Raw genomic sequence first — 19,753 nt, forward strand, 5'->3', positions numbered from 1 at the left:
CCCAGGCGGCAAGATTACGTCTTACCGCGTTGATTCCCCAGGAGGCACCCCATGGCCACACCCCCGGCACGGCTCGCCGCCGCCGCGTCGAACGTCGTCGGGAAGGTGCTGCACGGTGGTGTCGCCGATCTTCGCCCGGTGCCGCGCGTCCTGATCGACCAGGGCCCGAATCGTTCGCTCTACCGGCTGACCAACGGCAAGGCGCCCCAGGCCGGCCCGCCGGTGCTGCTGGTGCCGCCGCTGGCCGCGCCCGCGCTGTGCTTCGACCTGCGCCGCGGCTGCAGCCTCGCCGAGCACCTGGTCGAGGGCGGCCGTAACACCTACCTCGTCGACTACGGGAACGTCGCGTTCTCGGACCGGCGCCTCGGTATCGAGCACTGGATCGAGGAGGTGCTCCCGCGCGCGATCCGCAAGGTCAGCGAGGATTCCGGCGGCCAGGGCGTGCACGTCGTCGCCTGGTGCCTCGGCGGGATCTTCTCGTTGCTGACCACCGCCGACCAGCCCGATCTGCCGATCGAATCGATCGCGACCATCGCGTCGCCGTTCGATTTCACCGCGATCCCGCTGATCGCCCCGTTCCGCCCGCTGGTGGACCTCACCGGCGGCCACCTGCTGACCCCGTTCTACCGTGCGCTCGGCGGCGCACCGTCCTATTTGGTCAGCCGGGTCTTCCGGGCGACCGGGATCAGCAAGGAGATCACCAAACCCCTTGCCATCCTGAAGAATCTCGACGACCGGGACTACCTGGCGCAGATCGAGGCCGTCGACCACTTCATGGACAACATGATCGCCTACCCCGGGCGGACGTTCGGCCAGATCTACCACCGGTTCTTCCGCGCCAACGACCTCGCCGAGGGCACGGTCGACCTCAACGGCCGCATCATCGCGCTGTCCGGGGTCAAGGTGCCGACGCTGGTCATCGCCGGGCAGAACGACACGATCGCCCCGCGCGCGGCCGTCGAACGGCTCACCGACCTGCTGGACAACTCGCCGTCGGTGACCTTCGAGACCGCGCCCGGCGGCCACCTCGGCGTCCTCACCGGCCGGAAGGCGCGCGGGACCACGTGGCGCTACCTCGACCGTTTCCTGGACGAACAGATCGCTCCCGAAAGCGCGTGAAGGCCTCCTTCCCTCGGCTGAGCCGAGGGAAGGAGGCCTTCACGGGAGGCCGCGCCTTACTTGAGCTCGGCGCTCGTCTTGCCCAGGATCCGGCGCGCCACGATCAGCTGCTGGATCTGTTGCGTGCCTTCGAAGATGTCCAGGATCTTCGCGTCCCGGCTCCACTTCTCCAGCAGCGATTCCTCGGTGTAGCCCAGGGTTCCGGCCAGTTCGACGCATTTCAGCGTGATCTCGACGACCGACCGGCCCGCCTTCGCCTTGGCCATCGAGGCCTGCAGCGAGTTCGGCTTGCGGTTGTCGGCCATCCACGCCGATTCCATGGTCAGCAGGTACGCCGCTTCGTAGTCGGCCTCCAGTTGCAGGAATGTCGCCGCCGCGGCGTGCTGGCTGTGGACGGGCTTGTCGTAGTCGATCGTCACCCCGGCGTCGGTGAGGATCTTCCGGGTCTCCTCCAGCGCCGCGCGGGCGACACCGATGGCCATGGCGGCGACCAGCGGGCGGGTGTTGTCGAAGGTCTGCATGACCCCGGCGAAACCCTTGGCGGTGTCGATCTCCGGTGTACCGAGGAGGTTCTCCTTGGGCACGCGGACGTTCTCGAAACGCAGCACGGCGGTGTCGGAGGCACGGATGCCGAGCTTGTGCTCGACGCGCACCACCTCGAAGCCGGGCGTGCCCTTCTCGACGACGAACGACTTGATCGCCGCGCGGCCCTTCGTCTTGTCCAGGGTGGCCCAGACGACGACGGCGTCGGCGCGCTCGCCCGCGGTCACGAAGATCTTCTCGCCGTTGATCACGTACTCGTCGCCGTCCAGCCGCGCGGTCGCGGTGATCGCGGCGGAGTCCGAGCCGCAGTCCGGCTCGGTGATCGCCATCGCGGCCCACAGCCCGGAGAACTTCTTGAGCTGTTCGTCCGTGGCGACCGAGCCGATGGCGGCGTTGCCGAGCCCTTGGCGCGGCATGGACAGCAGCAGACCGACGTCGCCCCAGCACATCTCGATCGTGCCGAGCACGATGTTGAGGTTGGAACCGTTGCGGTTGCCCGGTTTCTCGTTCTTCTCGGACCGGCGCACACCCGCCGCGCCCGCGCCGCCCTCGCCGGAGGAGTTCAGCCCGTCCAGCAGTGCGGCGAACATGTCGAGCTCGGCCGGGTAGGTGTGCTCGGCGCGGTCGTACTTGCGCGAGATCGGCCGGAACACCTCGGCCGCGGCCTGGTACGCCTGGTTGATCAGCGTGCCGGCCTTCTTCGGAACCTCAAGGTTGATCATGATTGCCTTTCGAAAGTCCTAGAGAAGGACGGCGCCTTCCATGACGCCGATCGCGCGGAGGTCGCGGTACCAGCGTTCGACCGGGTGCTCCTTGACGAACCCGTGTCCGCCGAGCAGCTGCACCCCGGCGCTGCCGATCTGCATTCCCTTGTCGGCGGCCAGTTTCCGGGCCAGCGCGACCTCGCGGGCGTACGGCTTGCCCTGTTCGGCGCGGGAAGCGGCGCGGAGCGTGACCAGCCGCAGCCCTTCCAATTCGATCGCGATGTCGGCCACCGAGAACGCGACGGCCTGCCGGTGGCTCACCGGTTCGCCGAACGCCTTGCGCTCGTTGACATACGGCACCACGTAGTCGAGGACGGCCTTCGCGGTACCGGCGGCCAGCGCCGCCCAGCCGAGCCGTGAGAGCCGGACGACCTCGGTGAAGACCTCGGCCTTGCCGCCGCCGAGCAACGCCCCGGCGGGCAGCGCGACCTTCTCCAGGTGCAGCTTCCCGGTCGCCGCGCCGCGCAGGCCCATCGCCGGTTCGGACTCGATGGTGACACCGGAGTTCGAAGACTCCACGAGGAACAGCGCCGGGCCGCGCCCTTCGAGGTCGGCCGAGACGATGAACAGTTCGGCGTCCGCGGCCCGGGGGACCAGCGACTTCACGCCGTCGAGCTGGTAGCCCTTCGGCGTACGGCGGGCCTTGGTCGCGGGCTTGAACGGGTCGAACAGCGCGGTGCGCTCCTGCAGCGCGAGCGCCGCGGCCGGGACGTTCTCGCCGACGAACGCGGGCAGGTAGTCCGCCTGCTGCTGCTCGTCGCCGTAGGACACCAGCGCGGTGCTGACCGCGGACGGCGCGAGCACCGCGACCGCCAGGCCGAGGTCGCCGTGCGCGAGGGCCTCGGCGACCAGCGCGTTCGTGACCACCGACCGCTCGGTGCCGACGCCGCCCAGCTCCTCGGGGATGCCGACGAGCGTGATGCCGAGTTCGGCGGCACGGCTCAGCAGGCCCTCGGGCGCGTGGAGCTTCGCGTCGGCGTCGGCCGCGGCGGGCCGCAGTTGTTCGGCCGCGAACTCCGTGACGGTCTCGACGATGAGCTGCTGATCCTCACTCGGGGTGAGGTCGAACAGTCCGGTGTCCTCGGCAGGCGCGAGCCGCGCGGGTTTGCCGAGCTTCTGTGCGGATTTGAAGGTCCGTCCCGCCGCGCCCGCGACCCGGAAGCCGTTGCGCGTCCCGGCACTGACCAGGTTCTGCACGGGCTTCCGAAGTCCGGCCCGTTCAATGACCTTGCTCCCGGCCAGCCGGGTGAGCGCGGACAGGCCAAGGCCCATCGCGTCTCGTTTCCTAGGCGCACCCACGGTGAGTCTCCCTGCCTCGCTTACCTACTCGTGAGTAGGTTAACTCCCCTCGGGCGGATGCGCTACTACAGGGGAGGCGAACGTCACGCCGGTGAGTGATTCCGGGGGTCGACGAGCCCAGGATTACTCAAGATCTTGCGCCTCTCGAAGACCACGAGACCCACCGTCGCCAGCGCCACCACTCCGACCAGCACGATCGCCGGCACCAGCTCCAGTAGTGGCGTCGCGGCCAGCAGGACCACCGCGAGCACCGGCCGCTGGACGTTCCAAGAACCCAGGTTCCGCCGCCGCAGCCCGCTCAGTGCGATCAGGTACAGCGCGAGGCCCGTCGGTGAGCGCCCAGATCGGGGTCCCGTGAAGGCCGTCGGCGAGGCTGTGGTGCGCGGTGTCGGACACGTACAGCAGCGACTTCTTCAGCCCGAGCGCCACGAGCACGATCCCGGCGATGAGCGGCAGGTGCAGGAACGTGTACGTGTCCGTCCCGATCCGCACCCGCTCGACACCGTCCGCGCGCTTGAGGTTGTGCTCGGAGACGTGCGCGACGACGGCGAAGTACATCCACCACATCGCCGAAGCGAGCGTGAGCCCGAAGACGGCGGCCAGCGTGATCGGCCACGACATCGGGTACGAGCTGATCCCGATGCCGATCGCCACGATCGATTCGCCGAGCGCGATGATCACGATCAGCCCGAATCGCTCGGCGAAGTGGCCGGGCTGGTGCAGCCGCCAGTCCGACGACCGGGTCCGGAAGACGTTGACGTAGTCGGCGAGCAGCGCGACGGCCCAGATGCCGAGCTGCGCCCAGCCGGAGAAGAACGCGGCGACGGTCAGCAGCGCGACGCTCGGCAGCAGCCCGGCGAACATCTTCATGACGGTCTTGCGCAGCTCGGGGTTGGTCCGCGCGGCACCGAAGTACGCGGTCAGGTGCAGCAGCCGGACGAGGAAGTAGCAGCCGACGAACATCAGCGGCGCGTACAGGCCGCCGGGGAGGTCGGTGAACGCCTCCGGGATGGTCAGCGAGACCAGGAACATCGTCCCCATCGCGGCGAACATCGCCAGCTGGGCGATGCCGCGGTCGACGTGCAGGGTGTTGGCCAGCCAGGCGTAGGCGCACCAGCACCACCACAGCACGGCGATCATCGCGACGCCCTGCCCGATGCCGAGCGGGGTGAGGTGATCGGCCATCAGCTGCGTGGTCTGGGTGATGGCGTAGACGAAGACCAGGTCGAAGAAGAGTTCCAGCGTGGTGACCTTGTGGTCTTCTTCCCGGGTCACCAGATGCAGGCCCCGTTTCTTGGGCACGCGCATATCGTGCCCGTCACGTCTTGGCCGGACACGGGAGTTTGCTAAGAGCTGACTTTCAGGACGGCGTGCGTCAGCGTGGTCAGCTCGGCCTCGAAGTTCGGGCGGCCGTTGACGCGCCGGGTGCGCGCGAGGTCGTTCGCGATGGTCAGCGCCGCGTGCACGGTGATCTTCACTTCGCGCAGGCTCAGTTCCGGATGGACCTCCGAGGTCAGCGCGATCCAGCGCGCGACGTAGTCCCGCTGGACCCGGATCAGGTCCGCCTTGTCGCGTTCCGGCAGTTCCATGGGGCTCCCGGAGAATGACACCAGCAGTTCGGGCGTGTGCAGCAAGGTGTGCACATAGGACGCCGCGAGCCTGCGGAGCGCGTCGCGTTCGTCGCCGGTCCGCAACGCGCGTTCCGCGGCGAGCGCCAGCCGGTCGGCCGCGCGATGCCCGATCGCCACCATCAGCGCGGCCTTGCTGGGGAAGTGCCGGTACACGCTCGGCCCGGCGATCCCGGCGGCCGCGCCGATCTCCTCCATGCTCACCGAACGGAAGCCGCGTTGCCCGAACAGTTCCGTCGCGGCCGCGAGGATCTGCTCGCGGCGGGACGGCTCACCGAGCGCGAGCGACGGCGTCTCCTCCGGCGGCTCCGAGGGCTCGGGCAGTGTGACATGCAGCACCGACTCCGCCAGCTGCACCAGGATCTGCGCGAAGCGTTTCTTCGCCACGGACGTGTGATGCACGGAGACGCTGCCGAACACGCTCAGCCCCGCCCAGCACAGCAGTTCGGCGTCGTCGGGGGTCAGTTCGGGACGCAACGCGAGCAGCGCCTTCGACCACGCTTCGAGCACCGCGCCCGACCGGCGGCGGATCTCGCGCCGCTCCTCCCGGGGCAGATGCCTGCCCTCCCAGCGCCACAGCGCGGCGACCTCGCGCCGCTCCACCGCCTGCGCGGCGAGGGTGCCCAAGAGGGCGTTGACCTGGGCGGGGACGGGGAGACCGTCGGCGAGCGTCTCGGTGGTGGCCGCCTCCATGTCGTCGATGCCGGAGAGCACGACGTAGGACAGCACGGCCTGCTTGTCCGCGAAATGCCGGTACAGCGCCGGCCCGGTGATCCCGGCCGCGGCGGCGATGTCGTTGATGCCGACGCCGTGGAACCCGCGGGCGCGAAACAGCTCCGCGGCGAGGCCTGCCAGCTGGGCCTTGCGGTCGCGCGGTCGGGTCGAGCGCTCGGTCGGGTGCTCCATAGGTGAACACACGATAGCGCCGGTTGCGTGCATCGCAACCCATTGACACCATGGGGTTATCGCGGTTTATGTTAATCGGCATTAGCATGGCTACCGGCCGGTACGTTTCACCCCTGATACAGCGCCGTACGCGGAGGAGTTTTTCTGTGAGTAGCGAGGCCTACATCTACGAGGCGATCCGTACGCCTCGCGGCAAGAACAAGGGCGGTGCCCTCCACGGCACCAAGCCGGTCGATCTCGTGGTCGGCCTCATCGAAGAACTGAAGGTCCGGCACCCGAACCTCGACCCCGCCGTGATCGACGACATCGTCCTGGGCGTCGTGTCCCCGGTCGGCGAGCAGGGCGCCGTGATCGCGCGCACCGCCGCGCTGAACGCGGGCCTGCCGCAGTCGGTCGCCGGCGTACAGCTGAACCGCTTCTGCGCCTCCGGCCTCGAAGCCACCAACACCGCCGCCCAGAAGGTGCGTTCCGGCTGGGACCAGCTGATCATCGCCGGTGGTGTCGAGTCGATGTCGCGTGTGCCGATGGGCTCCGACGGCGGCGCGCTGTTCATGGACCCGGCCACCGCGTACGACAACTACATCGTCCCGCAGGGCACCGGCGCCGACCTGATCGCGACCATCGAGGGCTTCTCCCGCGAGGACGTCGACGCGTGGGCCGTGCGTTCGCAGGAAAGGGCCGAAGCGGCCTGGTCCGGCGGCTACTTCGCGAAGTCCGTCGTCCCGGTGAAGGACATCAACGGCGTCACGATCCTCGACCACGACGAGCACCGTCGCCCGGGTAGCACCATCGAGGGCCTCGGCAAGCTCAAGCCCGCCTTCGCCGGTATCGGCGAGCTGGGCGGCTTCGACGCCGTCGCGCTGCAGAAGTACCACTCGGTCGAGAAGATCGACCACGTCCACACCGGCGGCAACTCGTCCGGCATCGTCGACGGCGCCGCGGTGGTGCTGGTCGGCAACGAGCAGATCGGCAAGGACTTCGGCCTGACCCCGCGCGCCCGCATCGTGGCGACCGCGACCGTCGGCTCCGAGCCCACGATCATGCTCACCGGCCCGACCCCGGCCACCGAGAAGGTCCTCAAGATCGCCGGCCTCACCCCGGACGACATCGACCTGTGGGAGCTGAACGAGGCCTTCGCCTCGGTCGTCCTCAAGTGGATCAAGGACCTGCACCTCGACGAGGAGAAGGTCAACGTCAACGGCGGCGCCATCGCGATGGGGCACCCGCTGGGCGCCACCGGCGCGATGCTGGTCGGCACCGTCGTCGACGAGCTGGAGCGCCGTCAGGCGCGCCGCGCCCTGGTCACCCTGTGCATCGGCGGCGGCATGGGCGTCGCGACCATCATCGAGCGGGTCTGAGGAAGAGACAATGACTGAAGCGAAGACCATCCGCTGGGAGCAGGACGCCGACGGCATCGTCGTGCTCACCCTGGACGACCCGAAGCAGTCCGCCAACACGATGAACGCCGACTTCCGCGAGTCGCTCGGCGTCGTCGTCGACCGCCTGGAGGCGGAGAAGGACAGCATCACCGGTGTCGTCCTCACCTCGGCCAAGAAGACCTTCTTCGCCGGCGGCGACCTGAACGACCTGATCCAGGCCAAGCCGGAGAACGCGGCCGAGATCACCGAGAGCAGCGGCCTGATGAAGGGCCAGATGCGCCGGCTCGAGCAGCTGGGCAAGCCGGTCGTGGCCGCCATCAACGGCGCCGCGCTCGGCGGCGGTCTCGAACTCGCGCTCGCGACGCACCACCGCATCGCGGCCGACGTCAAGGGCAGCCAGATCGGCCTCCCCGAGGTCACCCTCGGCCTGCTCCCCGGCGGCGGTGGCATCGTCCGCACCGTGCGCCTGCTGGGCATCCAGAGCGCGCTGCTGAACGTGCTGCTGCAGGGCCAGCGCCACCGCCCGGCCAAGGCCAAGGAGCTCGGCCTCGTGCACGAGCTCGTCGGCACCGTCGAGGAGCTGGTCCCGGCCGCGAAGGCGTGGATCAAGGCCAACCCCGAGGGCGGCGTGCAGCCGTGGGACGTCAAGGGCTACAAGATCCCGGGCGGCACCCCGTCGAACCCGAGCTTCGCGGCGAACCTGCCCGCCTTCCCGGCGAACCTGCGCAAGCAGATCAAGGGCGCGAACATGCCCGCCCCGCGCGCGATCCTCGCCGCGGCCATCGAGGGTTCGCAGGTCGACTTCGACACCGCGATCACCGTCGAGACCCGCTACTTCGTCAGCCTCGCCACCGGCCAGGTCTCGAAGAACATGACGAAGGCGTTCTTCTTCGACCTGCAGAGCATCAACTCCGGCGGCTCGCGGCCGGAGGGCTTCGAGAAGTACACCGCCAAGAAGGTCGGCGTCGTCGGCGCGGGCATGATGGGCGCCGCGATCGCGTACGTCTCGGCGAAGGCCGGTATCGACGTCGTGCTCAAGGACGTCACCCTCGAAGGCGCCGAAAAGGGCAAGGGCTACGCGGTCAAGCTGGAAGAGAAGGCGCTCTCCCGCGGCAAGACCACGAAGGAGAAGTCCGACGCGCTGCTCGCCAAGATCAAGCCGACCGACAAGGCGGAGGACTTCGCCGGCGTCGACTTCGTGATCGAGGCCGTCTTCGAGAGCGTCGAGCTGAAGCACAAGGTGTTCCAGGAGATCGAGGGCATCGTCAACCCCGACGCCGTGCTCGGCTCCAACACCTCCACGCTGCCGATCACCGCGCTCGCCGAGGGTGTCCAGCGGAGCGAGGACTTCATCGGGATCCACTTCTTCTCGCCGGTGGACAAGATGCCGCTGGTCGAGATCATCTGCGGTGAGAAGACCTCGCCCGCCACACTGGCGAAGGTCTTCGACTACACCCTGCAGATCAAGAAGACCCCGATCGTCGTCAACGACAGCCGCGGCTTCTTCACTTCGCGCGTCATCGGCACGTTCCTCAACGAGGCCGTCGCCGCGCTGGGCGAGGGTGTCGAGCCGGCGTCGATCGAGCAGGCCGGTTCGCAGGCCGGCTACCCGGCCCCGCCGCTGCAGCTGATGGACGAACTGACCCTGACACTGCCGCGCAAGATCCGCAAGGAGACCCGCGAAGCGATCGAGGCCGCCGGCGGCACCTGGAACGCGCACGCGTCCGAGGGCGTCATCGACCGGATGGTGGAGGAGTTCGACCGCAAGGGCCGCTCTACCGGCTCGGGCTTCTACGACTACGACGAGGACGGCAAGCGGGCCGGGCTCTGGCCGGGCCTGCGCGACGCGTTCAAGTCGGGCAGCGCCGAGGTTCCCTTCGAGGACCTCAAGGAGCGCATGCTGTTCGCCGAGGCGCTCGAGACCGTGAAGTGCTTCGACGAGGGCGTGCTCACCACCGTCGCCGACGCCAACATCGGCTCGATCTTCGGTATCGGTTTCCCGGCGTGGACCGGTGGTGTCATCCAGTACATCAACCAGTACGAGGGTGGCCTGCAGGGCTTCGTCGACCGGGCTCGTGAGCTGGCGGAGCGCTACGGCGACCACTTCACCCCGCCGGAGTCGCTGGTCGCGAAGGCCGCGAAGGGCGAGATCTACGAGTAAGCCGCTTCACCGCTTTAGCGTGCTAGGAACGGTCCTTTCCTTGCGAATTTCGCGAGGAAGGGACCGTTCCTTGTATCAGCGGGCCGACGGTTCCAGCGCCACGTGCGGCAGCCGCCGGTCCAGCCACCGCGGCAGCCACCAGGCGCGTTGCCCGAGCAGCCGCATCACCGCGGGCACCACGAGACAGCGGATCACGAACGCGTCCACCAGCACCGCGACCGCCAGCCCGAGACCGAACTGCGCCAGCATCCGGTCGGGGTTGAGCAGGAACGCCCCGAACACCACGATCATGATCGCCGCCGCGGCCGTGATCACCCCGCCGGTGGAGGCGAGTCCTTCGCGGACCGCGTGGCGCGCGTCGCCGGTGCGCCGCCATTCTTCGTGCATCCGGGAAACGAGGAACACCTCGTAGTCCATGGAAAGCCCGAACACGATCGCGAAGATCAGCACCGGCACGAACGCTTCGATCGGCCCCGGCTGCGTTCCGAACAGGCCGTCGCCGAACACCGCGGTCATCACCCCTAGCGCGGCGCCGATGCTCAGCAGGTTCAGCAAGGCGGCCTTCAGCGGGATCAGGATCGAGCGGAACACGACCATCAGCAGCAACGCCGACAGCCCGACGACCACCAGCACGAACAGCGGCAACCGGTCACCGACGGCGTCCGCGAAGTCCGCCGCCGCCGCGACACTCCCGCCGACCAGGTACTTGCCCGGCAGTCCCGGCAACACCTCCGTCCGCAACCGTTCCACCAGCTCGGCGGTCGCCGCGTCCTGCGGCGACGACGTGGGGAAGGCGAGAACCGTCGTGACGCCCTGCCCCATCGGCGGTGTCACCTCCGCGATCCCTGGTGTGGCTTCGAGTTTCCGTCGCAGGGCGGCACCATCGCCGTTCTCGGTGACCACGATCAACGGCTCGCTGAACCCGGGACCGAAACCCTCCGCCATCAGGTCGTAGGCCCGCCGGGTGGTCGAGGACTCCGGATCCGTGCCCGAGTCGGCGAATCCGAGGCGCATGCCGAGCGCTGGCAAGGAAAGACCGATCAGGACGAGCAGCCCGATCGCGAGCGGCACCATCGGCCGTCGTTGGACCGCGTCCCCGAGCTTGCCCCAGGCCCTGCCGTGTTCCCGTTTCGAGGCGTGCTTGCGGATCCCTTTTTCCAAGCGGCGGCCGAAAAAGGACAGCAGCGCGGGCAGCAGGGTGATCGAGGCGAGCATCGTCACGAGCACGGTCAGCGCCACGGCGAGGGCGACCCCGCGCAGCGAACCGAGACCCAGCGCGAGCAGGCCGAGCAGCGCGATGATCACCGTGCCGCCGGCGAACAGCACCGATCGGCCCGCGGTGTCCAGCGCCCGCCGCGCCGCCCGCTCGCGGTCGAGGCCGGCCAGGATTTCGCCGCGATAGCGGGAAAAGATGAGCAGCGCGTAGTCCACGCCGACGCCGAACCCGACCAGCATCATCAGCGGTGCCGTGTAGCTCGCGATGTCGACGAACCTGCTCACGAGCACGATCACGCCGAGGGTGCTGCCGACGGCGAAGATCGCCGTGATCACCGGGAGCCCGGCGGCGAGGATCGAGCGGAACAGGAAGACGAGGATCACGAGCGCGGCCAGCAACCCGACGCCTTCCGAGGGGCCGCCGCCCCCGCCGGTCCGCTTGATCGGGTCGCCGCCCAGCTCGACCTGGAGCCCGGCGGACTCCGCCTTTTTCGCGGTGTCGACGACGCGCACGATGTCGTCGTACGGCAGATCCTTCGACTCGAGGTCGAAGGCGACCGCGGCGTAACCGATCGTGCCTTCGCGCGAGATCGCCGTCGGGGTGTCGAAGGGGCTCGTCACCGCCTTCACGTGCGGCTGGTTCCGGACTTCGGCGAGCATCCGGTCGATCGGTCCGCGTGCGGTCGCGAGGCCGCCCTCGGTCTTGAAGACGATCTCGGCCGTCGCGCCGGTCCGCGCCGGAGCCTGTGCCTTGAACACGTCCATGATCTGCTGGGATTCGGTGCCCGGCAGGGAATGGTCGTCGTGGTACGCGCTGCCCGCCAGTTGTGAGCCCAGCGTGACACCGACGAGGGTGAGCAGCCAGAGCGAAACGGCGAGCCAGCGATGACGCTGCGACCAGCCCGCCAGCTTCGAGAGCGCGCCCCCAGGCGGCTGTCTCGGGGAAAGAGTGATGGTGTCCATGGCGGAAAGCATCGGCTTTCCCGGCCCGCATATCGTCGGGCTCCGGCGGGCACTCCGGCCGCAACTTCTGGGTACCCCTAAGGCTCCTCCCGTACTACCGGGGTTGTGGTCACGGGGTCAACCAGCGAGGGGTGACCATGCCCGATTCGTAGGCGAGCACGACGAGCTGGGCGCGATCACGGACGTCCACCTTGGTCATGATCCGGCTGACGTGCGTCTTCGCCGTCGCCGGGCTGAGCACGAGTTCCTTCGCGATCTCGTCGTTGGACAGGCCGGCCGCGACCAGGCTCATCACCTCGCGTTCCCGTTCGGTGAGCCGGTTCAGGGTGGGCGAGGGGGCGGGCCGGTCCACCCGGCAGGCGAATTCGGAGATCAGGCGGCGGGTGATCGACGGCGCGAGCAACGCGTCGCCCCTGGCGACCACGCGGACGCCGTGGATCAGCTCCTCCGGTTCGGTGTCCTTGACCAGGAACCCGCTGGCGCCCGCGCGCAACGCGCCGTAGACGTCCTCGTCCAGGTCGAAGGTGGTCAGGATGACGACCTTGATCCCGGTCAGCGCCGGGTCTTCGAGCAGGTGCCGGGTCGCGGTGAGCCCGTCCATCCCGGGCATCCTGATGTCCATCAGGACTACGTCGGGCCGGTGTTCGTGCGCGGCTTGGAGGGATTCGCGGCCGTCGGCCGCTTCGGCGACCACGGTGATGTCCGCTTCACCGTCCAATATGGACTTGAAGCCGGCGCGGACCAGCCGCTGGTCGTCGACGAGCAGGACCCGGATCATTTCTTCACCCGCAGGGGAAGCCGGGCGCGCACCCGGAAACCGCCGTCTTCGCGCGCGGCCGCGACGAGCTCGCCGCCGAGTGCCTCGGCCCGTTCGGTCATGCCGCGGATGCCGTTGCCCGGTTCCGCGGTGCCGCCCCGGCCGTCGTCGTCGATCTGCACGGACACATCATGGGGCGTGTAGCCGATCCGCACCACGACGGTGTTCGCGGCGGCGTGGCGCGCGACGTTGGTCAGCGCCTCCTGGACGACCCGGAAGGCGGCGTGCTCGACGTCGGGCGGCAGTTCCGTGGCCGTGCCGTCGATCTCGGTCCGGACGGTCAGCCCGTGCGCGCCCGCCGACGCGGCGAGGTCGGCCATCCTGGCCAGGCTGGGGGTGTCCGCCTGCCGCAGCATGCCCAGGGTGGCGCGGAGTTCGCGCAACGCCTCCTTGCTGGTCTGTTTGATCGTGGTCAGTGCCTCCTCGGATTTCGCCGGATCCCCGCCGTGCAGGGCCGCGCCCGCCTGGACGTTGATGAGCGCCAGGTTGTGGCCGAGGACGTCGTGCAGTTCACGCGCGATCCGGAGCCGCTCGTCCGTGGCCCTTCGCCGTGCCTCGGTCTCCTTGGTGCGTTCGGCCTCGCGGCGGTAGTACGTCACCGCCCCGACCGCGACGAGCGCGATGAACCAGCCCGCCATCAGCAGGAACGCGAAGTCGTCCACCTGTCGTGCGGTGCCGGCCCGCGCCTCGCCGATCGCGACGCCGCCCATCGAGGCCGCCGCGACGACCGCCGCGCTGCGGATCCGCCCGGTCGAGGCGGTGTTGTACAGCGCGAAGGCGAACGCGAGCAGCACGAATCCGTCGGGGTCGGTCCGCGGGTAGTAGATCGCGCAGCAGGCCGCGGTGAAGATCGCGACGGGGAGCGGATACCGGCGGCGCAGGAACAGCGCCGCACAGGCGAGTATCACGCAGACCCAGCCGACGACCGCGTTGCGCGGTGCTTCAGCGCCGTCCCCGAGCGAGGCCACGACGGAACCCGCGATCACCGCCGCGGTGACCGCGATGTCCGCCGCGTACCGCCGCAGGATCGCCACACGACGAGAGTAGCGCGATCCGGCTCGATTGACAAAATGGATTTTTACGTTCAAACTGATTTTTGTGATCAAAGGTGTGGCGCCGTGAGAGACGTGGAGTACCTGGAGCGGCTGGAACAGGCGGAGGCGTTGCTGAAACCGCAGCGGGTGGACGTGCTGCGGCAGCTGGCCGAGCCGCGGTCCTGCACCGAGGTGGCGGCGGCGCTGGATCAGACGCCGCAGCGGGTCTATTACCACGTGAAGCGACTGGTGGAAGCCGGTCTCGTGAAGCAGGTGTCGGAGCGGAAGGTGCGCGCCGTCAGTGAGGGTGTGTACCAGGCGACCGCCCGTTCGTACTGGATGTCGCCGGGGCTGGTGGGACGGCTCGGCCCGCGGGCGGCGCGGGACGAGCTGAGCCTGGGTTATCTGGTGGACCTCATGGAAGAGGTCCAGGCGGACGTCGCCGCGCTCGACCGGGCCGCGCCGGAACTGCCGTCGATCGGTGTCTCCGGCGAGATCCGGGTCGAGCCGGAGCGGCGTCAGGAGTTCCTCGACGAACTGAAGACCACTTTGCAGGATCTGTTCACCCGCTATGGCGGAGCGGAAGGCGACGCCTTCAAGCTCGCCTTGGCCTGTTACCCGAAGGGAAACTCCCGTGACTGAACCGATGAGGTTCGAGGTGCGCCTGCGCGCGCCGATCGACGAGGTCTGGCACGCGCTGACCGATCCAGGGGCGCTGCGCGTATGGCTTTCCGAATACGCGGAGGTCGACTTGCCGTCCCGGTACGAGTTCTGGGGCCGCTACACGCCGGAAGGCGATCGTCCGCGCCAGCGGCTGCTGTCGGCCGAGGACAACGTCCTGCGGTTCGCCTGGGCCCTCGGCGGGAAGGAGACCGTCGTCGAGATCGCGCTGACGGAGGACGGGGACGAGACGTCCTTGTCGTTCAGTCAGAGTGGTCTTCCGGATTACGCCACGATGCTCGCCGACTCGTATTCGTCACTCAGCCTGATGCACACGTTCTGGGCGCTGTCGGTCGCGAACCTCGTCGACCACGTCGAAGGACGACCGCCCATCGCGCGCTGCGACCTCACATCCCCGCTGATGAGCGAAGAAGTGCGGATCGACGCGCCCCGAGGGGAGGTCTACTCCTCGATCGCCGACCCCGACGTGTTCACCCGCTGGTTCGGCGCCCGGATCGAGGCGGAGACCCATGTCGGCGGCCGCTGGGCGATGGGGTCGCTGGACAAGGACCCGGATCCGGCGAAGATCGTCGACCTGGTGCCCGGCTCCAAGATGTCGCTCGCCTACCAGGACGGTGTCGTCGCCTCCTGGGAACTCGAGGACTCCGATGGCGGTACGAAGCTGACCTTCGTCCAAAGTGGATTCGCGGACGAGAAGCCGCCATACGGCATGTGGATGGGCTGGCTCAGTGGTCTGGCGGAACTGCGCAGGTTCCACGAGCTCGACTCGTGGCGCTCGTCGTGGGTCGACGTCCACCTGGAGGGAACACCCGACGGACTCATCACCCTGGATGGCAAGTAGGAGGAATCGATGTTGCTCGAAGGCAGGAACGCGATCATCTATGGGGCCGCCGGTGGAATCGGCGGCGCGGTCGCCCGCGGGTTCGCCAGGGAGGGCGCGACCGTCCACCTCACCGGTCGCACCTTGAAGAAACTCGACGCGCTGGCCGATGAAATCCGGGCAGCGGGCGGGAAAGCCGAAACGGCGGAGTTCGACGCGCTCGACGAAGCCGCCATCGACGAGTATGCCGCTTCGGTGGCCTCGTCGGCGGGCAGTGTCGACATCTCGATGAACGTGATCACGCACAACGACGTCCAGGGCACTCCGCTGGTCGAGATGTCGTTGGAGGACCTCGAAAGCCCGGTCCGGACGGCGGTGCGGACGAACTTCCTCACCGCGCGGGCCGCCGCCCGGCACATGATCGGGCAGGGGTCCGGAGTGATCCTGATGTTCGGTGGCGACGGTGATCCGCTGCCGGGGTACCATCTCGGCGGGTTGCAGGTCGCGTTCAGCGCGATGGAGGCGTTGCGGCGAGGGCTGGCGTGCGAACTCGGGCCGCAGGGCATCCGTGTCGTGACCCTTCGCACCGGCGGGATCCCGGAGACGATTCCGGCGGGCGCCGGCCTCGACGACGCCATTCGTGACATGGTCGACGCGACGATGCTCAGGCGGACGGCGTCGCTCGAAGACGTCGCCCGGGTGGCCGCCTTCGCCGCGTCGGACCATGCGCGCAGCATGACGGCGACGGCGTTGAACATCAGTTGCGGCGCGATGGTCGACTAGGCGCCGGCCTCGCCGTAACAACGGCGGACGATCTCCCGACTACGCGGCACTACCGGTGCTGGGGAGGTCGTTATGCCGAAGAGGACGACGAAGCTGGGCATGGCACTGGCGATCGGGCTTCTGGTCGCCGGAGGCTGCGGCGTGGAGACCGTGCCCACCGGGCGGGTCACGCCGCAAAGCAGCCCGGTGCCAACGCTGTCGACGGTGCCGGCGTCGTCCAGCACTGAGACGCCGCCCACGAGCACGGCCATTCCTACTCCGGCACCCCAGCGGTTCGTGCCGACGACCACGGCCGCGGTCGAGGTGCCGAAGCAGGTCGAGCCCAAACCGGCGAAAACACCTCCGAAGACCACACAGGCCGCGAAGGCGCCGAACCCGGCGGAGTGTGGAAGCGACTACTACCGCAACACCGACGGTGCCTGTGTCCACCGGCCGTCGGCTGGACCCGGCGCGGCCGACGGAGCGACCGCCCTCTGCAAGGACGGTTCCTATAGCTACAGCCAGAATCGCCGCGGTACCTGCTCCGGCCATGGTGGGGTTCGCACCTGGCTGTGATCCCGTCGGTCAACCGTTCACTGGAAAGGGTGGTGCTGTGTAAGGTCGGATCATGGGATGCGCATGGTGAAACCGGTCGGACGGGCGCCTTCGCCCCGGGTCTTCGTCGTCGTGCTCGCCACCTGCGGTCTGGTGGCCTCGTTCATGCAGACGCTCGTCGTCCCGCTCATCCCCGCGTTTCCCAGGCTGCTCGACGCGACCCCGTCGGACGCGTCGTGGGTGGTGACGTCGACCCTGATCGCCGGAGCCGTGGTGATGCCGGTGAGCGGCAGGCTCGGCGACCTCTACGGCAAACGCCGGTTGCTGCTGATCAGCCTCGGCTTCCTGGTCGCCGGTTCGGTGGTGTCCGCGCTGACGAGTTCGCTCGCGCTGATGGTCCTCGGGCGAGGGCTGCAAGGTTGCGCGATGGGTGCGATCCCGCTGGGTATCAGCATCATGCGCGACGAACTCGCGCCGGAACGGGTCGGCGCCGCCATCTCGGTGATGAGTTCGACGCTCGGCGTCGGCGGCGCCATCGGGCTCCCGGTGTCGGCGCTGGTCGCGCAGAACGCCGACTGGCACGTCCTGTTCTGGGCGTCGGCGGGGCTCGGGCTCATCTGTGGCCTGCTGATCCTGTTCGTGGTGCCGGAGTCGCCGGTGAAGACGCCGGCGCCGTTCGACTTCCTCGGCGCGCTGGGGCTGACGGCCGGACTGGTCTGCCTGCTGTTGCCGATCGTGAAGGGCGGCGAATGGGGCTGGGGAAGCGGCCGCACCCTCGCCTTCGCGGGAAGCGCGGTGGTGATCCTGCTGGTCTGGGGCGCCTACCAGCTGCGGCGGCGTGATCCGCTCGTGGACCTGCGGGTCTCGGCGCGGCGGCCGGTGCTGTTCACCAACCTCGCGTCGATCATGATCGGGTTCGCGCTGTACTCGATGGCGTTGTCGTTCCCGCAGTTGCTGCAGGCACCCGCGTCGACCGGCTACGGCCTCGGCCTGACCATGGTGCAGGCCGGGCTCTGCCTCGCGCCGAACGGCCTGGTCATGTTCATGTTGTCGCCGGTTTCGGCCCGGCTCATCGAGCGCTACGGACCACGTACGACGCTGATGGCCGGTGCGACCACCATCGCGGCCGGATACGCCTTCGCGACCGTGTTGATGGAAAACGCCTTCGAGCTGATCACGGCGTCGATCATCATCGGCGGGGGTGTTGGCATCGCTTACGCGGCCATGCCCGCGTTGATCATGGGTTCGGTCCCGGTCACCGAAACCGCGTCCGCGAACGGGTTGAACTCGCTGATGCGCTCCGTCGGCACGTCGACGTCCAGTGCGGTGATGGCGTCCATGCTCGCGTCGCTGGCGATCACCGTCGGCGGGGTTTCCGTTCCGTCCGCGACAGGGTTCCGCCTGAGCTTCGTGGTCGCCGCCGGTGCGGCGCTCCTGGGACTCGTCCTGACCGCTTTCGTGCCGAAACAACGCCAGACCGAATCAGTGGTCGCCTCGGTCCGCTAGCGCCCTGCGTGCGATGACGGACCTCATCGCACGCAGGGACGCTCCGCTCAGAAGAGCGTCGGGACGATCGCGTCGATCAGGTGCGGGCCCGGTTCGGCGAGCGCGCGCTGGAACTGCTCGGCCAGCTCCTCCGCCGTCGTCGCCCGGGTCGCGGGGACGCCCATGCCTTCGGCGATCTTGACGAAGTCCATGTCGGGGCGGGAGAGATCGAGCAGTTCGTTCGCCTTGGGGCCGTTCGCGTCCGCGCCGACCCGCTGCAACTCCAGCCGCAGGATCGCGTACGCGCGGTTGTTCAGCAGGACCGTGGTGACGTTGAGGTTTTCCCGCGCCTGCGTCCACAGCGCCGAAATGGTGTACAGCGCGCTGCCGTCGGACTGCAGGTTGATCACCGGCCGGTCCGGTGCGGCGACGGCAGCCCCGGTCGCGACGGGCATGCCGTGGCCGATCGCGCCGCCGGTCAAGGTCAGCACGTCGTGCCGCGGTGCGCCGGCGGTCGCGGCGGGCAGCAGCAGTCCGGAGGTGTTCGCCTCGTCCGCGATGATCGCGCGCTCCGGCAGCAGCGCGCCGATCACGTCGACCCAGTTCTGCGGCGTCAACGGCCCGGACGGCAGAGCGGGCCGGGAGGCTTCCTGCAGCACCGGCTCCGTCTCGGCGGCGACCAGCTCGGCGACGTCATTCAGCGCTCGCGGCACATCTTGCGCGACTTCGGCCAGCACATGGACCTGTGCGCCTTCGGGAACCAGGTTGCTCGCCTTACCGGGGTAGGCGAAGAACGAAACGGGCGCCTTCGTGCCGGCGACGATCACGTGCTTGATCCCGTCGAGCTGGTACGCGACCTGCTCGGCGAGGTAGCCCAGCCGCTCGATCGTCGGCAGGCCTTCGCCGCGTTCGAGCCGGGCGGGGAAGGTCTCGACGAACGCCTTCACGCCGGTCGCGGCAGCGATCCGGCTGGTCGCGCGCAGGCCGGCCTCACGGCAACCGCTGCCGCCGACGAGCAGTGCGACCGGTTCACCACTGGACAGCACCTCGGCGATGTTCTTCACCGTCGTCGCGTCGACGACCTGGGGGATCCGCGGCGGGATGGGCGCGCAGGTCTCGCCGCCCTCACCCCAGGACGCGTCGGCGGGGAGGATCAGCGTCGCCACCTGGCCGGGGGCGTCCTGGGCGGCCGCGACCGCCGCGGCGGCGTCGGCACCGACGTCCTTCGTGTGCTCGGAGCGGCGGACCCAGCCTTCGAGCGAACCGGCGACGGCCTCGATATCCGATTCGAGCGGGGCGTCGTACTGCTTGTGGTAGGTCGCGTGGTCGCCGATCACGTTGACGATCGGGGTGTGCGCGCGGCGCGCGTTGTGCAGGTTCGCCAGTCCGTTGCCGAGACCCGGGCCGAGGTGCAGCAGCGTGGCCGCCGGCTTGTCGGCGATCCGCGCGTAACCGTCCGCGGCACCGGTGACGACGCCTTCGAAGAGGCCGAGCACACCGCGCATCTCGGGCACGGAGTCGAGGGCGGCCACGAAGTGCATCTCCGAGGTACCCGGATTCGAAAAGCACACGTCGACACCGCTGTCGACAAGCGTGCGGATCAGGGACTGGGCGCCGTTCAT

15 protein-coding genes and 1 pseudogene are annotated in these 19,753 nt (G+C 68.9%); 8 read left to right on the forward strand and 8 right to left on the reverse strand.

Annotation, left to right across the window (positions count from 1 at the left end):
- Nucleotides 1-51 precede the first annotated feature (51 nt).
- Entirely contained in the window at nt 52-1,119 is a 1,068-nt protein-coding gene (locus ACXIZN_RS40470) for an alpha/beta fold hydrolase (RefSeq protein WP_457960019.1), read from the forward strand.
- Nucleotides 1,120-1,175: 56 nt separating this feature from the next.
- Here ACXIZN_RS40470 and ACXIZN_RS40475 read toward each other — a convergent pair whose 3' ends face one another.
- The 4 genes and pseudogenes from ACXIZN_RS40475 to ACXIZN_RS40490 all read right to left on the reverse strand — a co-directional run bounded on the left by ACXIZN_RS40475 (nt 1,176) and on the right by ACXIZN_RS40490 (nt 6,259).
- Nucleotides 1,176-2,384, reverse strand: a complete 1,209-nt coding sequence (locus tag ACXIZN_RS40475) for an acyl-CoA dehydrogenase family protein (protein WP_007033833.1) — start codon at nt 2,382-2,384, stop codon at nt 1,176-1,178.
- A gap of 18 nt (nt 2,385-2,402) precedes the next feature.
- Complete coding sequence (locus ACXIZN_RS40480; protein ID WP_257489893.1) at nt 2,403-3,698, reverse strand: acyl-CoA dehydrogenase family protein; 1,296 nt, start codon at nt 3,696-3,698, stop codon at nt 2,403-2,405.
- A 110-nt stretch (nt 3,699-3,808) separates the two neighbouring features.
- A pseudogene (locus ACXIZN_RS40485) lies at nt 3,809-5,033 on the reverse strand (low temperature requirement protein A).
- 38 nt (nt 5,034-5,071) lie between these two features.
- A complete protein-coding gene (locus tag ACXIZN_RS40490; protein WP_457960020.1) occupies nt 5,072-6,259 on the reverse strand; it encodes a TetR/AcrR family transcriptional regulator in 1,188 nt (395 codons plus the stop codon).
- Nucleotides 6,260-6,405: 146 nt separating this feature from the next.
- Here ACXIZN_RS40490 and ACXIZN_RS40495 point away from each other — a divergent pair, with 146 nt between their 5' ends.
- Nucleotides 6,406-7,617: an acetyl-CoA C-acetyltransferase gene (locus tag ACXIZN_RS40495; RefSeq protein WP_192743331.1), complete on the forward strand. Its 1,212-nt coding sequence runs from the start codon at nt 6,406-6,408 to the stop codon at nt 7,615-7,617.
- 10 nt (nt 7,618-7,627) lie between these two features.
- Nucleotides 7,628-9,799: a 3-hydroxyacyl-CoA dehydrogenase NAD-binding domain-containing protein gene (locus ACXIZN_RS40500; protein WP_457960021.1), complete on the forward strand. Its 2,172-nt coding sequence runs from the start codon at nt 7,628-7,630 to the stop codon at nt 9,797-9,799.
- Nucleotides 9,800-9,874: 75 nt separating this feature from the next.
- On the opposite strand, the gene ACXIZN_RS40505 is transcribed toward ACXIZN_RS40500, so the two are convergent.
- From ACXIZN_RS40505 to ACXIZN_RS40515, 3 genes are all read right to left on the reverse strand, one after another.
- Entirely contained in the window at nt 9,875-11,977 is a 2,103-nt protein-coding gene (locus ACXIZN_RS40505) for an MMPL family transporter (RefSeq protein ID WP_457960023.1), read from the reverse strand.
- 109 nt (nt 11,978-12,086) lie between these two features.
- Nucleotides 12,087-12,755 (reverse strand): response regulator, encoded by a 669-nt coding sequence (locus tag ACXIZN_RS40510; protein WP_257484491.1) that lies wholly within the window; start codon nt 12,753-12,755, stop codon nt 12,087-12,089.
- The gene (locus ACXIZN_RS40515; protein WP_457960024.1) at nt 12,752-13,828 is read right to left on the reverse strand and encodes a sensor histidine kinase; all 1,077 of its coding nucleotides are present in this window, start codon (nt 13,826-13,828) and stop codon (nt 12,752-12,754) included. Before ACXIZN_RS40515 ends, ACXIZN_RS40510 begins: the two co-directional genes overlap by 4 nt.
- A gap of 84 nt (nt 13,829-13,912) precedes the next feature.
- Between ACXIZN_RS40515 and ACXIZN_RS40520 the strand changes: the two genes are divergently transcribed.
- The 5 genes from ACXIZN_RS40520 to ACXIZN_RS40540 all read left to right on the forward strand — a co-directional run bounded on the left by ACXIZN_RS40520 (nt 13,913) and on the right by ACXIZN_RS40540 (nt 18,152).
- Nucleotides 13,913-14,470, forward strand: a complete 558-nt coding sequence (locus ACXIZN_RS40520) for an ArsR/SmtB family transcription factor (RefSeq protein WP_457960025.1) — start codon at nt 13,913-13,915, stop codon at nt 14,468-14,470.
- A complete protein-coding gene (locus tag ACXIZN_RS40525) occupies nt 14,463-15,350 on the forward strand; it encodes an SRPBCC domain-containing protein (protein ID WP_457960026.1) in 888 nt (295 codons plus the stop codon). Before ACXIZN_RS40520 ends, ACXIZN_RS40525 begins: the two co-directional genes overlap by 8 nt.
- 9 nt (nt 15,351-15,359) lie before the next feature.
- Nucleotides 15,360-16,112: an SDR family NAD(P)-dependent oxidoreductase gene (locus tag ACXIZN_RS40530; protein WP_457960027.1), complete on the forward strand. Its 753-nt coding sequence runs from the start codon at nt 15,360-15,362 to the stop codon at nt 16,110-16,112.
- 72 nt (nt 16,113-16,184) lie between these two features.
- Complete coding sequence (locus ACXIZN_RS40535; RefSeq protein WP_457960028.1) at nt 16,185-16,667, forward strand: DUF3761 domain-containing protein; 483 nt, start codon at nt 16,185-16,187, stop codon at nt 16,665-16,667.
- 57 nt (nt 16,668-16,724) lie between these two features.
- A complete protein-coding gene (locus ACXIZN_RS40540; protein ID WP_457960029.1) occupies nt 16,725-18,152 on the forward strand; it encodes an MFS transporter in 1,428 nt (475 codons plus the stop codon).
- Between the two features lie 47 nt (nt 18,153-18,199).
- On the opposite strand, the gene ACXIZN_RS40545 is transcribed toward ACXIZN_RS40540, so the two are convergent.
- The gene (locus ACXIZN_RS40545) at nt 18,200-19,753 is read right to left on the reverse strand and encodes an acetolactate synthase large subunit (protein ID WP_457960030.1); all 1,554 of its coding nucleotides are present in this window, start codon (nt 19,751-19,753) and stop codon (nt 18,200-18,202) included.

Source organism: Amycolatopsis sp. TRM77291 (assembly GCF_054166285.1).